Annotated in this window: 14 protein-coding genes; 7 read left to right on the top strand and 7 right to left on the bottom strand. The window is 64.4% G+C overall.

Going from position 1 to position 14,193, the window contains the following annotated elements; all coding sequences use genetic code 11:
- The first annotated feature begins 80 nt into the window (after window positions 1-80).
- Window positions 81-881, top strand: a complete 801-nt coding sequence (locus QCL51_RS21965) for a DUF6515 family protein (RefSeq protein WP_028697846.1) — start codon at window positions 81-83, stop codon at window positions 879-881.
- A 146-nt stretch (window positions 882-1,027) separates the two neighbouring features.
- Here QCL51_RS21965 and QCL51_RS21960 read toward each other — a convergent pair whose 3' ends face one another.
- Together QCL51_RS21960 and QCL51_RS21955 are read right to left on the bottom strand one after the other, a co-directional pair.
- Window positions 1,028-1,900: a cation diffusion facilitator family transporter gene (locus QCL51_RS21960; RefSeq protein WP_021784376.1), complete on the bottom strand. Its 873-nt coding sequence runs from the start codon at window positions 1,898-1,900 to the stop codon at window positions 1,028-1,030.
- A gap of 22 nt (window positions 1,901-1,922) precedes the next feature.
- Window positions 1,923-2,342: a hypothetical protein gene (locus tag QCL51_RS21955; RefSeq protein ID WP_014592516.1), complete on the bottom strand. Its 420-nt coding sequence runs from the start codon at window positions 2,340-2,342 to the stop codon at window positions 1,923-1,925.
- Window positions 2,343-2,457: 115 nt separating this feature from the next.
- On the opposite strand from QCL51_RS21955, the gene hrpB reads away from it, so the two are divergent.
- Window positions 2,458-4,986: an ATP-dependent helicase HrpB gene (gene hrpB / locus QCL51_RS21950; protein ID WP_338444254.1), complete on the top strand. Its 2,529-nt coding sequence runs from the start codon at window positions 2,458-2,460 to the stop codon at window positions 4,984-4,986.
- A gap of 69 nt (window positions 4,987-5,055) precedes the next feature.
- On the opposite strand, the gene QCL51_RS21945 is transcribed toward hrpB, so the two are convergent.
- Together QCL51_RS21945 and QCL51_RS21940 are read right to left on the bottom strand one after the other, a co-directional pair.
- A complete protein-coding gene (locus QCL51_RS21945; RefSeq protein WP_338444252.1) occupies window positions 5,056-5,574 on the bottom strand; it encodes a hypothetical protein in 519 nt (172 codons plus the stop codon).
- Between the two features lie 86 nt (window positions 5,575-5,660).
- Window positions 5,661-6,317 carry a YciC family protein gene (locus QCL51_RS21940; RefSeq protein WP_021784372.1) on the bottom strand — a complete coding sequence of 219 codons (657 nt, stop codon included), beginning with the start codon at window positions 6,315-6,317 and terminating at the stop codon, window positions 5,661-5,663.
- Window positions 6,318-6,484: 167 nt separating this feature from the next.
- On the opposite strand from QCL51_RS21940, the gene QCL51_RS21935 reads away from it, so the two are divergent.
- The 5 genes from QCL51_RS21935 (at window position 6,485) to QCL51_RS21915 (ending at window position 10,949) form a co-directional block, all read left to right on the top strand.
- On the top strand, window positions 6,485-7,243 hold the full coding sequence (locus QCL51_RS21935) for a DUF2076 domain-containing protein (RefSeq protein ID WP_021784371.1): 759 nt from the start codon (window positions 6,485-6,487) through the stop codon (window positions 7,241-7,243).
- 160 nt (window positions 7,244-7,403) lie between these two features.
- Complete coding sequence (locus QCL51_RS21930; protein ID WP_004576858.1) at window positions 7,404-7,883, top strand: NYN domain-containing protein; 480 nt, start codon at window positions 7,404-7,406, stop codon at window positions 7,881-7,883.
- Between the two features lie 10 nt (window positions 7,884-7,893).
- Window positions 7,894-8,505, top strand: a complete 612-nt coding sequence (locus QCL51_RS21925; protein ID WP_028697640.1) for a 3'-5' exonuclease — start codon at window positions 7,894-7,896, stop codon at window positions 8,503-8,505.
- 136 nt (window positions 8,506-8,641) lie between these two features.
- Entirely contained in the window at window positions 8,642-9,562 is a 921-nt protein-coding gene (gene yedA, locus QCL51_RS21920; RefSeq protein ID WP_084851508.1) for a drug/metabolite exporter YedA, read from the top strand.
- A gap of 55 nt (window positions 9,563-9,617) precedes the next feature.
- A complete protein-coding gene (locus QCL51_RS21915) occupies window positions 9,618-10,949 on the top strand; it encodes a DEAD/DEAH box helicase (protein ID WP_338444249.1) in 1,332 nt (443 codons plus the stop codon).
- 33 nt (window positions 10,950-10,982) lie between these two features.
- On the opposite strand, the gene QCL51_RS21910 is transcribed toward QCL51_RS21915, so the two are convergent.
- The 3 genes from QCL51_RS21910 to QCL51_RS21900 form a co-directional block, all read right to left on the bottom strand.
- Complete coding sequence (locus tag QCL51_RS21910; RefSeq protein ID WP_338444248.1) at window positions 10,983-12,224, bottom strand: TIGR03862 family flavoprotein; 1,242 nt, start codon at window positions 12,222-12,224, stop codon at window positions 10,983-10,985.
- A gap of 148 nt (window positions 12,225-12,372) precedes the next feature.
- On the bottom strand, window positions 12,373-13,287 hold the full coding sequence (locus tag QCL51_RS21905) for a histone deacetylase (RefSeq protein ID WP_021784367.1): 915 nt from the start codon (window positions 13,285-13,287) through the stop codon (window positions 12,373-12,375).
- A gap of 93 nt (window positions 13,288-13,380) precedes the next feature.
- Window positions 13,381-14,067 carry a histidine phosphatase family protein gene (locus QCL51_RS21900; protein WP_103463085.1) on the bottom strand — a complete coding sequence of 229 codons (687 nt, stop codon included), beginning with the start codon at window positions 14,065-14,067 and terminating at the stop codon, window positions 13,381-13,383.
- Window positions 14,068-14,193 lie beyond the last annotated feature (126 nt).

Below are 14,193 nucleotides of genomic sequence, written 5' to 3'. Positions count from 1 at the left end.
ATGCCGGAAATTTAATTGGCCTGTGTCATGGGCGCGGTAGACTGGCGGTGGTTGCAGTTTTTTCTACCGAGAGGAACACCATGACGTCGCGCATCTGGCAGTTGGCAGGTGTTGGTTTGCTAGGTTTGAGCATCAGCCTTGGGGCCCTGGCTGAAGGGCCTGGCGAGGGGCCGTCGGGGCGCTCGCTCAACTCGCGCGACGAAGTGCGCCAGACCCAGCCGCCGCGCCAGGGGTATTACCAGGACATTCCCCGCCGCCACGGTGATGATCACCACTGGCAAGCCGGTGGCCCGGGGCAACGGCCCGGTGGCGACTGGCAGGGGCGTCCGGATGGCCACGGCAATGGCTGGGGGCCTGGGCCGCAGTATCGCCCAGGGCACAGGGTGGACCATTTTTCTGACCGCTACTGGAAAGTACCCTACCGGGGCGCTGACTATTTCTACTCCGGGGGTTACTGGTACCGCCCGCACGGGGGCAATTACATCGTGGTGACCCCGCCGTACGGCGTGCGGGTCAATTACCTGCCGCCTTATGCGCGGGAAGTGTGGTTGGGTGACGCGCTGTTCTTTCTGGTGGCCGATACCTATTACCAGTACCTGGCAGACAGCCAGGAATATGTGGTGGTCAACCCGCCGGTCGGCGTGCCTTCGCCCGTGCCGGTGGCCCCGGCAAATGGCGGGTATGACGTGGTGGCCTATCCGATGTATGGCCAGGGGCAGGAACAGCAGGAGCAGGACCGCTACCAGTGTCATCGCTGGGCTGTGAGCCAGTCTGGCTTCGACCCGGCGACGGCGACTTACGCACCGGCGGCCAATGTGCTCGACAACTATCGGCGGGCGCTGGGTGCCTGTTTCAGTGGCCGGGGTTACAGCATCAACTGAACCCTGCACGGAACCCCTGTAGGAGCGGGTTTACCCGCGAATACGGTAGCGGCGGCAACGGCAAACGGCGGGTGGAAATTGGCCAGCAGCCCCGGCCCTTTCGCGATGAACCCGCGCCTACAAGGGGTGGGGCATGGGTGGTTACCTCATACCGGGTCGGCGTGCACCATCACGTCTGCCTGTGGATAACGCTGGCGGATCACCCGCGAGGCCTCCACGCACAAGCCATGCGCCTCATGCAGCGGCAGGTGCCCCGGCAGTTCCAGGTGCAGTTGCACAAACCACTGGTTGCCCGAGACGCGCGTGCGCAGGTCATGCACGCCTTTCACGCCTGCAACGGCCAGCACCAGCGCGGCCATGTCCTCGCCGACATCGCCGGGTAAGGCCTTGTCCATCAGGATCGCCGTACTTTCGCGGGCAATTTGCAGCGCGCTCCAGAGGATGTAAAAGGCGATGCCCAGGCCGAACAGCGCATCCAGCTGCGGCCAGCCAAAGCGCGCCAGCAACAGGGCCAGCAGAATGCTGCCGTTGAGCAGCAAGTCCGAGCGGTAGTGCAGGGAATCTGCCCGTACTGCAGTAGAGCCGGTGAGCCGGACCACTTTGTGCTGCAGTGCCAGCAGGGCGACGGTCAGCACCAGCGACAGCAGCATCACCGCGATGCCGATGGAGGTATCACCTAGCGGTTGTGGAGTGTAAAGGCGCTCGACCGCCTGCACCCCGATCAGCACCGCACTGCCGCCGATGAACAGCGCCTGAGCCATACCGGCCAAGGCCTCGGCCTTGCCATGACCGAACCGGTGATCGTCGTCGGCCGGACGCAGGGCGTAGTGTACCGCCAGCAGGTTGAGGAACGAGGCCACTGCGTCCAGTGCCGAGTCGGTCAACCCTGCCAGCAGGCTCACGGACCCGCTCAGCCACCAGGCCAGCGCCTTGCTCAGCACCAGGATGCTGGCGACCGTCAGTGACGCGCGAGTGGCCAGGCGCAGCAGGCGCTGGTGTTCGGCTGGGGTAGTGATCATCCGTGGACAGTGTCCTTGTGGATCAGGCTGCCGGGACCAGGCCCAGGCTGGCCAGTTGTTCGATGCTGCCGCGGTGCTGGATCAGCCTTGGGTCGTTCAGCGGCAGGCGCTGGCCCAGTTCGCTTTCCAGAATGGCCTGCAACTTCAGGTTGTCGACCTTGCCATCGGGGCTGACGGCTTCTTGCAGTTTGGCCGGGTCAACCTGAGCAGTACGGCCACCCGGGTAATAGATGGCGCCGGTGGCAAAGTCGATACCGAAGGCAATCAGCCCCGGGATCACATAGAACAGGATGCCGATCGCATCCATGGCGGCAACCACAGGGTCAATCTTGCCGCCGATCTGGCCGCGCCGGTCCGGGTAGAAAATGGTGCCGCAGGCCGTCAATTGGGTCAGCAGGGTGGCGATGAGGGCGCCACCGATGACGCGGGTCGAGATACGCATGTAAATCTCCGAAAAGTAATCAGCAGGGCAAGCGAAGCGCCTGCGCCTGATGCTAAGACCATGATAGAGCAGGCTGGGTTCGCCGTTATACTCGCGACACTGTTCGAGGACCACCATGATTTCATTACCCATTGATGCTGCCTTGCCCGCCCTGCGCCAGGCTCTGGAAAACCGTGACGAAGTGGTGCTTGAAGCCCCGCCCGGTGCTGGCAAGACCACCCGCGTGCCGCTGGCGCTGCTGCACGAACCGTGGCTGGCCGGGCAGACCATCCTCATGCTCGAGCCAAGGCGCCTGGCAGCGCGGGCAGCAGCCGAACGGCTGGCCAGTGAGCTGGGCGAGCAGGTTGGGGAAACGGTGGGTTACCGCATCCGCCTGGACAGCAAGGTCGGGCCGAAAACCCGTATCGAAGTGGTGACCGAAGGCATCCTCACACGCCGCCTGCAAGCGGACCCGGCGCTGGAAGGTGTGGGCCTGCTGATCTTCGACGAATTTCACGAGCGCAGCCTGGATGCCGACCTGGCGCTGGCGCTGAGCCTTAACGGCCGCGAGCTGCTACGTGACGACCCGCCCCTGAAGATTCTGCTGATGTCGGCGACGCTGGAAGGTGAGCGCCTGTCGCGGCTGTTGGACGACGCCCCGGTGGTCAGCAGTGAAGGGCGCATGCATCCGGTGGATATCCGCTGGGGGCGGCCGTTCCAGCCAGGCGAGTTCATCGAGCCACGGGTGGTGGACAGCGTGCTGCATGCGCTGGCCGACCAGGCCGGCAGCGTGCTGGTGTTCCTGCCTGGGCAAGCCGAGATCCGCCGGGTTCACCAAAGCCTTCAGGACGCCCTGGGGGCACGCCCCGAGATTCTGCTGTGCCCGTTGCATGGCGAGCTCGACCTCAATGCCCAGCGCGCCGCTATCGACCCGCCGGCCAAGGGCCTGCGCAAGGTGGTGCTGGCCACCAACATCGCCGAGACCAGCCTGACCATCGATGGCGTACGCGTGGTGATCGATGCCGGCCTGGCCCGGGTGCCGCGCTTCGACCCCGGCAGCGGCATGACCCGTCTGGATACTCAGCGCATTTCCCGCGCCAGTGCCACCCAGCGCGCCGGGCGTGCCGGCCGTCTGGAGCCTGGCGTGTGCTACCGCCTTTGGTCCGAGGCCCAGCATGATCAACTGGCCGCCCATGGCAGTGCCGAGATCCTGCAGGCCGATCTGGCCGGGCTGGCCCTGCAACTGGCGCGCTGGGGTGTAACCCCCGAGCAGTTGCGCTGGCTGGACCAGCCGCCTGCTGCAGCGTTCGCCCAGGCACAGGACCTGTTGGCGCGGCTCAGCGCCTTCAAGCCGGGCAGCCGCGACAACCTCAGCGAACATGGCCAGGCCATGGCCGAACTGCCGGCTCACCCACGCATCGCGCATTTGTTGCTGCGTGGCCAGGACCTGGGCCTGGCACAGATGGCATGCGATGTGGCTGCGCTGCTGGGGGAGCGGGACATTCAACGTGGCGGTGGTGCCGACTTGCACAGCCGGCTTGCGCTGGTCAGCGGTGAGAGCAAGGCTGTGCGTGGTGGCCAGGGTGGGGTGCAGCGTGCTCGCCAGCTGGCCCGCCAATACCGTGGCCTGTTGCGTGGCAAGGTCGGTGCGCCGGTCGCCGACCCGGACCACCCTCGTTGGCTGGGCGCCCTGCTGGCGCTGGCCTACCCTGACCGGGTCGCCCAGCAGCGCCGGGCGGGCGGGGCTGAGTATCGACTCGCCAACGGCCGTGCGGCCCTGTTTGGTGAAGTCGATGCCTTGATGAAGTGCCCATGGCTGGTGATCGCTGACCTGGGTAGCCGCCAGGGGCAGCGTGAGGAGCGGATCTATCTGGCAGCCGAATTCGATCCCGCGTTGCTCGAGGGCGTGCTGGCCGAGCCGGTTGAGCGAGTCGATATCCTGGATTGGGACGAGCGTGAGCAGGTGCTGCGCGCCGAACGTCAGGTCAAGGTGGGCGAACTGGTCCTCAGCCGCGAACCGCTGCCCAGGCTGGATGACGAAGCCAGGGCCCGAGCGCTGCTTGGCCTGGTCCGGCGCAAAGGTTTGAACCTGCTGACCTGGACGCCAGAGCTGCGGCAGTGGCAGGCACGTGTGGCGCTGCTGCGGCAGCTCGACCTGGAGAAGGATGGCCACACTGAATGGCCTGACCTTAGGGACGAGGCCCTGCTGGCCAGCCTGGAAGACTGGTTACAGCCTTACCTGAGCAAAGTGTCGCGCCTCAGCCACTTTGCTGCGCTGGACTTGCCGTCGATGCTGCGCAACCTGTTGCCCTGGCCGCTGCCGCAACGCCTGGAAGAACAGGCTCCGGCGCATCTGGCCGTGCCATCCGGCTCGAACATCCGCCTGGATTACAGCGAAACCCCGCCGATTCTCGCCGTGCGTCTGCAAGAACTGTTCGGCCTTGCCGACACCCCGCGCATCGCCAATGGCCGGCAGCAGGTCAAGCTTCACCTGCTGTCACCGGCACGTCGGCCGGTGCAGGTGACCCAGGACCTGGCCAACTTCTGGCGCACGACCTATGCCGAGGTGAAGAAAGACCTGAAAGGGCGTTATCCGAAGCATTATTGGCCGGACGACCCTCTGGTGGCCGAGGCTACGGCGCGGGCCAAGCCGAGAGGGAGCTGATGCACAACACCGAGTGCGGCAGGCCGAAAAAATCATGTGCTGGGCACGACGTGTTAGTGGTCGTGCCATTCATCGTATTGCACCCGCCAGTGAAGCTTGATCTGCTTGTCTCAATAGGAAAGTGATCACTTCGCCTTCCTCGACGTTGAGCAAGGCTACCCACTCCCCACTCCTGTGCGGCGTATCCGTGAGGACGCCGACCCTGTAGCCCCGCTGGTCGCGCAGATGGCAGACAAGGCCTTCATCTGTCAGCGCCAGCGGCTCGATTTTCCAGTATTCGCTAACGTTTGCATGCCAGTAAAAGCCCAGATAGCCATTACGGCTGACTCCTAGCTTCTTGGTTTCCGGGCGCCCAGGCATGCTGATGCGGTAGTGCAGGCGATCGTTGGTCCGCGAGTGGTAATGAAAGTCCATCACCGGCGAGTCCTGCCTTCCCCCCGCCTGTAACCAGTCATCCTCGGGGGTAATGCCCCAGTCGAACTTGTCTGTACTGCGGCTGAGTCGCAGCGGGATGTCCCGGTGGCGGGCGCGCATGTACAGCTGGCCGCGAAATGAGCGGGCGTAACCGGCCTGAATGTCTTCGTTCATGGTGCACTCCTTGAATGGCGTTGAGGAAGTGCACTCTGGCGCCAGGGCTGGGCAGCCCATCAGATCGAAAACATTCCCCGCTGGCCTCAGGTGCCGGCTTCACCTTCCAGCAACATGAACAGGCGATACAGCACCACCGTGCTGAACAGTTGCAGGAAGCCGCTGAGGCTGTCCATGGCCAGTTCCATCCCAGGTGATGGCTCGGGGAAGGCCATCAGCAGCAGCCCGTCGATCAGCCAGATCGGCGCCAGCACGCTTACAACGCAGATCATGATGCGCATGAAGTGCCCGGTGGTCATGCTTGCGCTTTCGCGCATCGCCTGCACCACCGGCCGGCCGCGCAGTACCAGCAGGTACTCGGCGAACACCAGGTTGATCATGATCCACACCCCCGGGAAGATGAACAGCGCAAGGCCGGCCATGATCAATAGCGAGCTGATCAGGATCAGCAGGGCCAGTTGCGGCCACAGCTGCAGGGCGCGGGCGAACAGGTCGCGCTTGGCGATTTCCTGGCCGTTGCTGCGTGTGTCCAGGTACAGGATCAGGGCTGCGCTGTACAGCGGGTAGAACAACAGGCTGACCAGCATGCCGTAGGCCGGTGATGCCTGGTCGCCCATCTGCCGGTACAGCAATTGGGTGAGCAGGGCTTCCACCACCACCAGCGGCAGGCACAGCTGGAGGATGTTTGGCAGGTGACGGCGGAAGAAGTACAGGGAGTCGCGCAGAACGCTCAGCGGATTCATCAGTCAACATCGCATGGCAGTAAAAACAGGGGCCTAACTTTAGCCCAAAGCAGGCCTGGGGCTGTCACTTGCTGAAAAAAGTTTCACCGCAACAGTGATTGAATCCCGCGCCTGTACGCCCCATCTTTGACGCTGTCCGTTGTCCCGCTACCCCACGAGGTCGCCCCATGAACACTGAAGAACAAACCCTTATCGACGGCCTGTTCGGCCGCCTCAAGCAAGCCGAAGACCCGAGCCAGCCGCGTGACGCACAAGCCCAGGCGTGCATCGAGCAGCATGTGCGTCAGCAACCGGCAGCGCCTTACTACATGGCCCAGGCGATTCTGGTGCAGGAGGCCGCGATCAAACGCCTCGACGAACAGAACAAGCAGCTGCAAGCCGAGCTGCAACAGGCCCGTGCCCAGGCTCAGGCGGCACAGGCTGCCAGCAGTGCGCCGAGCAATGGCGGGGGTGGTTTCTTGTCCAGCATCTTTGGTTCGGGTGGGCGCAACGCAGCGCCGGCGGTGCAGCCACAGCGTCCTTCGGCGCCCCCGGTAGCGTCCGGTGGTGGCTGGCGCGAGCCGTCGGCACCTGGTTTTGGCCAACCTCAGGCGCCGCAGCCTGGCTATGGTGCCGCGCCTGCGCGCAGTGGGGCCAGCAGTTTCCTTGGCGGGGCCATGCAGACCGCTGCCGGCGTGGCCGGTGGTGTGTTGCTGGCGCAGGGTATCAGCAGCCTGTTCAACCACAACTCGCAACCGGAAGAAGTGGTCGAGGTCATCAAGGAAGAGCCGGTGCCAGCCAGCGACAGTGGCGGCTGGAACGATCAGGGCGGGCAGCAGCAAGTGGCTGATAACGGTGGCTGGGGTAACGACCAGGGCAGTTACGCCGACAGTGATTATGGCAGCGATGATGGCGGGTTCTTCTCGGACGACGATTCTTACGTCTGACAGGTCTGGCATACTGCTGGCATTTCCGGGGGCGCTTTGCGCCCCTTCGCGGGCACGCCCGCTCCCACAGATATACGCGTGATACCTGTGGGAGCGGGCGTGCCCGCGAAGGGCTGCGGAACTGCCCCCCAGCACTCCAGGCCATAAATAAGGTTCCCAGGTGAAAAAGATCGCGTTGTTCGCCGATGTGCAGAACCTCTACTACACCGTGCGCCAGGCTCACGGCTGCCATTTCAACTACACCGCCCTGTGGGCCGACGTCAGCCGCGAAGGCCAGATCGTCGAGGCCGTGGCCTATGCCATCGACCGTGGCGACAGCAAACAGCAGCAATTCCAGCAGATCTTGCGCAACCTCGGTTTCGATGTGCGCCTCAAACCGTTTATCCAGCGCAGCGATGGCTCGGCCAAAGGCGACTGGGATGTGGGCATTACCCTGGATGTGATCGACGCGGCCAGCCGGGTCGACCAGGTGGTGCTGGCCTCCGGTGACGGTGACTTCGACCTGCTGCTGGAACGGGTAATCCAGCGCCATGGCACCGAAGCGGTGGTGTATGGCGTGCCGGGGCTGACGGCGTTGTCACTGATCCGTGCTGCCACCCGCTACGTGCCCATCGAAGGCGCGCTGTTGCTTAAACACTAAGGTCTTTTTCATGGAACGTATCGCTGTCATCGACTTTGAAACCACCGGCATTTCCCCCGCTACCGGCTGCCGTGCCACCGAGGTGGCGGTGGTAATGCTTGAGGGGGGGCGCATTGTCGAGCGCTACCAGAGCCTGATGAACGCTGGCGTGCCGGTGCCGGCCTTCGTCGCAGGGCTGACCGGCATCACCACCGCCATGCTGCGTAGTGCGCCGTCGGTGGACAAAGTGATGAACGAGGTGGCCGAGTTCGTTGGGAGCACCCCATTGTTGGCGCACAACGCTGCTTTCGACCAGAAGTTCTGGGACTATGAGCTGGGCCGTATTGGCCGCAGCCGCAGTCAGCCCTTCGCGTGTTCCTTGTTGCTGTCACGGCGCCTGCTGCCCGCGGCGCCAAACCACAAGCTGGGCACTTTGACGCGCTGGGCTGGGTTGCCTGCCACGGGCACCGCGCACCGGGCCATGGCCGATGCCGAAATGGCCGCCAACCTGCTGCAGCATCTGGCGGGTGTGTTGCACCAGGACCACGGGGTTCAGCAGCTCTCGCACGATCTGCTTTGCCGGCTGCAGAAAACCCCGGCTGCAAAGGTGCGCGAAGCGCTGGCCAAGTACCGTCAGGGCTAGCAGGTGATCGTCTGGGGTGTCGCCTACGCCGCACGCCCCCGAATTGTGCCGCTCATTTGCACCCGTTCTGTAACGTCCCTTCACCCAGGCAGGCCGTTAAACTGAGCCACCCGTAAACGGATTTCGAGTTTTCCCCATGCCTGCCTCCCGTCGTTTCCCGCTGTTGCTGATTGGCGCCTTCCTGGCCCTTTATCTGGTCTGGGGTTCCACTTACCTGTTCATTCGCATCGGCGTCGAGAGCTGGCCTCCGATGCTCATGGCCGGGGTGCGCTTCCTGATTGCCGGGGGCCTGCTGTACGGTTTTCTGCGTTGGCGCGGCGTGCCGGCGCCTACCTGGCCGCAATGGCGGGCGGCAGGGGCGATCGGTTTCTTGCTGCTCAGCTGTGGCAACGGCGGGGTGACCGTGGCCGAGCATGCCGGTGTGGCTTCGGGCGTGGCGGCTTTGGCGGTGGCGACGGTGCCACTGTTCACCTTGCTGTTCGGCCTGTTGTTCGGGCACCGTAATTCGAAGCTGGAATGGGCGGGGATAGCCCTTGGGCTGGTGGGCATCGGCCTGCTGAACCTGGGCTCCAACCTGCAGGCAAGCCCGATAGGTGCGGCGCTGATCATCTTCGCGGCGGCGTCCTGGGCATTCGGCTCGGTGTGGAGCAAGACCTTGCCGCTGCCCCAGGGGCCGATGGCCAGCGCAGCGGAAATGCTGGTCGGTGGTGCGGTGCTGTTGCTGGGCAGTGTGCTGTCGGGCGAACGCATGACCCAGCTGCCGACCGCCGCGGGCTGGGGTGCGCTGGCCTACCTGGTGTTCTTCGGTTCGATCCTGGCGTTCAGTGCCTACATGTACCTGCTCAAGCACGTGCGCCCGGCAGCGGCCACCAGCTACGCCTACGTCAACCCGGCGGTGGCGGTGCTGCTGGGTATCGTCTTTGCCGGTGAGCAGATTGGCGCTGAAGAGTGCGTGGCAATGGCCGTGATCATCGGCGCGGTGGTGCTGATCGGCCTGCCACAGTGGCGCAAGGCGCCTGTACCTGTGCCACCGTTGAAAGGTGAAATCTGCAAGTAGGCAGGGGCGATGCGGTAAACTTGCCGCCTTCGCTGAACCCCCTGACGGTATTGCCATGAATTTCGCCAAACTCGGCCTGATCGAACCGCTGCTGCGCACGCTGCAGCAACTGGACTACACCACCCCGACCCCGGTGCAGGCCAAAGCCATCCCCGCCGTGCTGGCCGGCCGCGACCTGATGGCCGCAGCCCAGACCGGTACTGGCAAAACCGCAGGCTTCGCCCTGCCTGTGCTGCAGCGCCTGGCGCTGGAGGGCGAGAAGGTGGCCAGCAATTCGATCCGCGCCTTGGTGCTGGTACCCACTCGCGAGCTGGCCGAGCAGGTGCACAACAACGTGCGCGAATACGCCGAGAACCTGCCGCTGAGTACTTACGCGGTGTATGGCGGGGTCAGTATCAACCCACAGATGATGCGCCTGCGCCGGGGTGTCGACCTGCTGGTGGCTACCCCTGGCCGCTTGCTCGACCTGTTCCGGCAGAACGCCGTGAAGTTCAACCAGGTACAGACCCTAGTGCTGGATGAAGCCGACCGCATGCTTGACCTGGGCTTTGCCGAAGAACTGCAGTCGGTGTATGCGGCACTGCCACGCAAGCGCCAGACGCTGCTGTTCTCTGCCACTTTCTCTGATCAGATTCGCATGCTGGCGGGGCTTGCGCTGAATGACCCGCTCAGTATCGAGGTGAGCCCGCGTAATGCCACGGCCGCCAGCGTCAAGCAGTGGCTGGTGCCTGTGGACAAGAAGCGCAAGGCCGACCTGTTCTGCCACCTGCTGCGCAAACAGCGCTGGAAGCAGGTGCTGGTGTTTGCCAAGACCCGCAATGGCGTCGATCAACTGGTGGAGCGCTTGCTGGCCGAAGGCGTAAATGCCGACGGCATCCACGGTGATCGCCCACAGGCGACCCGCCAGCGCGCGCTGGACAGCTTCAAGGCCCGTGAGGTGCAAGTGCTGGTGGCGACCGATGTGGCGGCCCGTGGCCTGGATATCGATGACTTGCCGCTGGTCGTCAACCTCGATCTGCCGATCGTTGCCGAAGACTACGTGCACCGCATCGGGCGTACCGGGCGGGCGGGCAACAAGGGCGAGGCGATTTCGCTGGTGTGTGCGGATGAAGTGCAACTGCTGGCGGCTATCGAGGTGCTGACCCGGCAGACCCTGCCGCGTCATGAAGAGCCGGATTTCATCCCCGAGCACCGGGTGCCGATGACCGATGCCAGCGGGCAGGTTATCAAGAAACCGAAGAAGCCCAAGAAGCCGAAAGAAAACAGCGCCAAGCGCGGGCTGGGGCGCTGGATGGACAGCAGTGAAGCTGGCAGTGCGGAGCCAGCGGTGAAGGCTGTGCGCAAGGTGCCGAGCTTCAATAGTGGGCCGCGCAAGCGTAAGCCTTGAGGTTTTGGGGCCGCTTTGCGGCCCCGCAATCCATCAGGCTGACCGCATCAGCCAGTTCGCCGCTGCCCGCCCGGCGCGCAAGCCGCTGGCAAAGCACGCCGTGAGCAGATAACCCCCGGTCGGCGCCTCCCAGTCCAGCATCTCGCCGGCACAGAATACCCCCGGCACGGCCTTGACCATCAACCCCTCATCCAGCCCCTCGAAGCGGACCCCGCCGGCACTGCTGATCGCTTCATCCAGCGGCCGCGTGCGTACCAGAGTGATGGGCAATGCCTTGATGGCTCGAGCCAAGGCATCAACGTCGGTAAAGGTCGCCGGATCCGTCAGCTCGCGCAGCAGTGCTGCCTTGACCCCATCAATCCCCAGCTGGCTGTGCAGGTGCTTGGCCATGGAGCGTGAACCGCGTGGTTTGGCCAGTGCCTGGGCAATCTTGTCCACAGGCTTGTCTGGCAGCAGATCCAGCAACAACACCCCGCGGCCTTCACGGTGGATGGCCTCGCGTACCGGTGCCGACCAGGCATACACCAGGCTGCCTTCCACACCTTGAGCGGTGAGGATGAACTCGCCCTTGCGCGGTGCGCTGCCCGGGACGCTGAGGGCGATGTTCTTCAGCGGTGCGCCCGCGAACTTGTCCTTGAGCAGCGCGCTCCAGCCCTCTACTTCAAAACCGCAGTTGCTCGGCTGCAAAGGCGAGATATCCACAGCCCGCTCTGCCAGCAGCGGTTGCCAGCTGCCGTCAGAACCCAGGCGCGCCCAGCTGGCGCCACCCAGCGCCAGCACCACGACCGAGGCGTTCACCTGCCGTTCGCCCTGTGGATAAGCAATTCGCAAGCTGCCATCGGTGTTCCAGCCCAGCCAGCGATGGCGGGTGTGGATAACTACCCCGTTGTCGCGCAGGCGCTTGAGCCAGGCACGCAGCAACGGTGCGGCTTTCATGTCGGTGGGGAACACCCGGCCCGAGGTGCCGACGAAGGTTTCGATGCCCAAACCATGAATCCACTGGCGCAACGCGTCCGCATCGAAGTCGCGTAGCAGGGCCTCGATTTCGCCCTGGCGTTCGGCATAACGGGCCACGAACGCCGGGTAAGGCTCGGAATGGGTGATGTTCATGCCGCCGACACCCGCCAGCAGGAACTTGCGGCCCACTGAAGGCATGGCATCGAACACCTCGACCGCCAGGCCTGCCTTGGCCAGTGCTTCGGCGGCCATCAGGCCGGCGGGGCCGCCACCGATGACGACAGCGGGGGGATGGGATGCGGGGTTCAGATCGGGCATGGTGGGCAGCAGGCTGTGGAAAAGAGGCGCATTCTACCGCAGCGCTGCCCACGGAAGCACTGGTCAAAAAATAGACAGTGTCACGCAGGCCTTGCCAGTAAAGGGCTACAGCGCCTTTCGCGCAGGTTATCCACAAGCGGTTCCACAGTCATTGTGAACAACCCATGACACGTGCGGCGCTGTGGTGAAGGATGCCGTGGCGTTTGGCCAGGGCTGTGCGGTCCTTGCTGTAGCCACCGCCGATCACGCCCACCACCGGGATATCGCGGCCCAGGCAATGGCGCAGCACGGCTTCGTCACGGGCGGCAACGCCTGCGTCAGTCAGCTGCAGGTAGCCCAGGGCGTCGTCCTTGTGCACATCGACACCGGCGTCATACAACACCAGGTCGGGTTGATAAAGCGGCAGCAGGTAGTTGAGGGCGTCGTCCACCACTTTCAGGTAGGCCGCGTCGCCCATGCCTCGGGGCAGAGGGATGTCCCAGTCGCTTTGTGCCTTGCGGGCGGGGAAGTTCTGTTCGCAGTGCAGCGACACGGTGATGGCCTCGGGCGTGTCATGCAGGATGCGCGCGGTGCCGTCACCCTGGTGCACGTCGCAGTCGAAGATCAGCACCCGGTGTACCCTGCCTGCTTCCAGCAGGTAGCGGCTGATGACCGCCAGGTCGTTGAAAATGCAGAAGCCGGCGGGGTGGTCGTAATGGGCGTGATGGGTGCCACCGGCGAGGTGACAGGCGATGCCGTGCTGCAACGCCATCTCGGCAGTCAGCAGTGAGCCGCCGACGGCGCGTACGGTACGCCGGGCCAGGGCCTCGCTCCAGGGCAGGCCGAGGCGGCGCTGGTCCTCGCGCGACAGCTCGCCGTTCATGTAGCGCTCGATGTAGCTGCGGTCATGGGCCAGGGCGAGGATGTCGTTGGGGCAGATGTCCGGGCGCAGCAGGGCCTGGTCGGTGGTCAGCCCGCTGCCGACCAGGTGGTCGTGCAGCAGTCGGAACTTGTCCATCGGGAAGCGGTGTTCAGCGGGGAACTCCGGGCTGTAATCTTCGTGGTAGATCAGCGGCAACGGCATGGTTGAGGTCGTAATCAGGGCCAGGTCCTGATCTTGCCATGGCCGGGCCAGCTTTGCTGCTCAATCGCCTGCACGGGATTGCTGTGGCCCGTATCACTTTGCGGCGCTGGCCAGTACCCGTTGCCAGTCCGGTTCGTTCAGGCGCCCCAGGATGCGGGCCTTGCCATTGCTATCCACCGATACGAACAGGGCGCTGGCATAGTTGCTTTGACGTTCGCCGCCGGCAACGTGCTGCTGGCGGGCAAAGTGGTCGATGCAGCCGTTGTGAGTCACCAGCACCAGGTTGTGGCCCGCGCGTTTGTGTGCAAGCGCTTCGTTGGCGAACTGGCTGTCGCAGCTTTCCAGCCAGTCTTCGCTGACCACCGCCTGGCCGAGGATGAAGTGCGCGGTTTGCCGGGTGCGCAGTTTCGGGCTGGTGAGCAAGTCGGCGTTGTTCAGGCCCAGCCGGTGCAGCCCCTGGCCAACGCGGGCAGCGGCCTGGCTACCGCTCAGGGTGATACCCGTAGGGTCGTCCAGGCAAGGGCCGGGGGCGCTATCGCAGCGTTCAGCGTGGCGGATCATCACGATCACCGCACCTTCGGCCCAGTCCTGCAGCAGGCCGCTGTCACTCAGTTGTTGCTCGTTGCCAAGGTCCACGATATGCGTCCTCGTCGCCAGCCAGGTGGTCAACGCCGCCACGACCATGCACAGGCCCAGGGCGGCTCCGAGGGCTTTGCGGGTCAGGCGTCGCTTGCGCCGGGCGTGAATGGCAGAGTGCCCCAGGGTATTGCTCGATTGCATGTGTGGCTCCGTTGGCATAGCCGTGCTTGGCACGGCAGGGATGGCGGAATCCTGCCAAGTGGCCTGTCGGGGGCCGGTGAAGGGCGTGTGAAAATTGCATTCGGCTACTACCGGCTGGGTGAAACC

This window comes from Pseudomonas sp. LTR0, assembly GCF_036630035.1.
In the GTDB taxonomy this organism is placed as follows: Bacteria; Pseudomonadota; Gammaproteobacteria; order Pseudomonadales; family Pseudomonadaceae; genus Aquipseudomonas; species Aquipseudomonas putida_Y.
The sequence above is the reverse complement of the archived record's forward strand: the minus strand, read 5'-3'. Positions and strand labels throughout refer to the sequence as shown.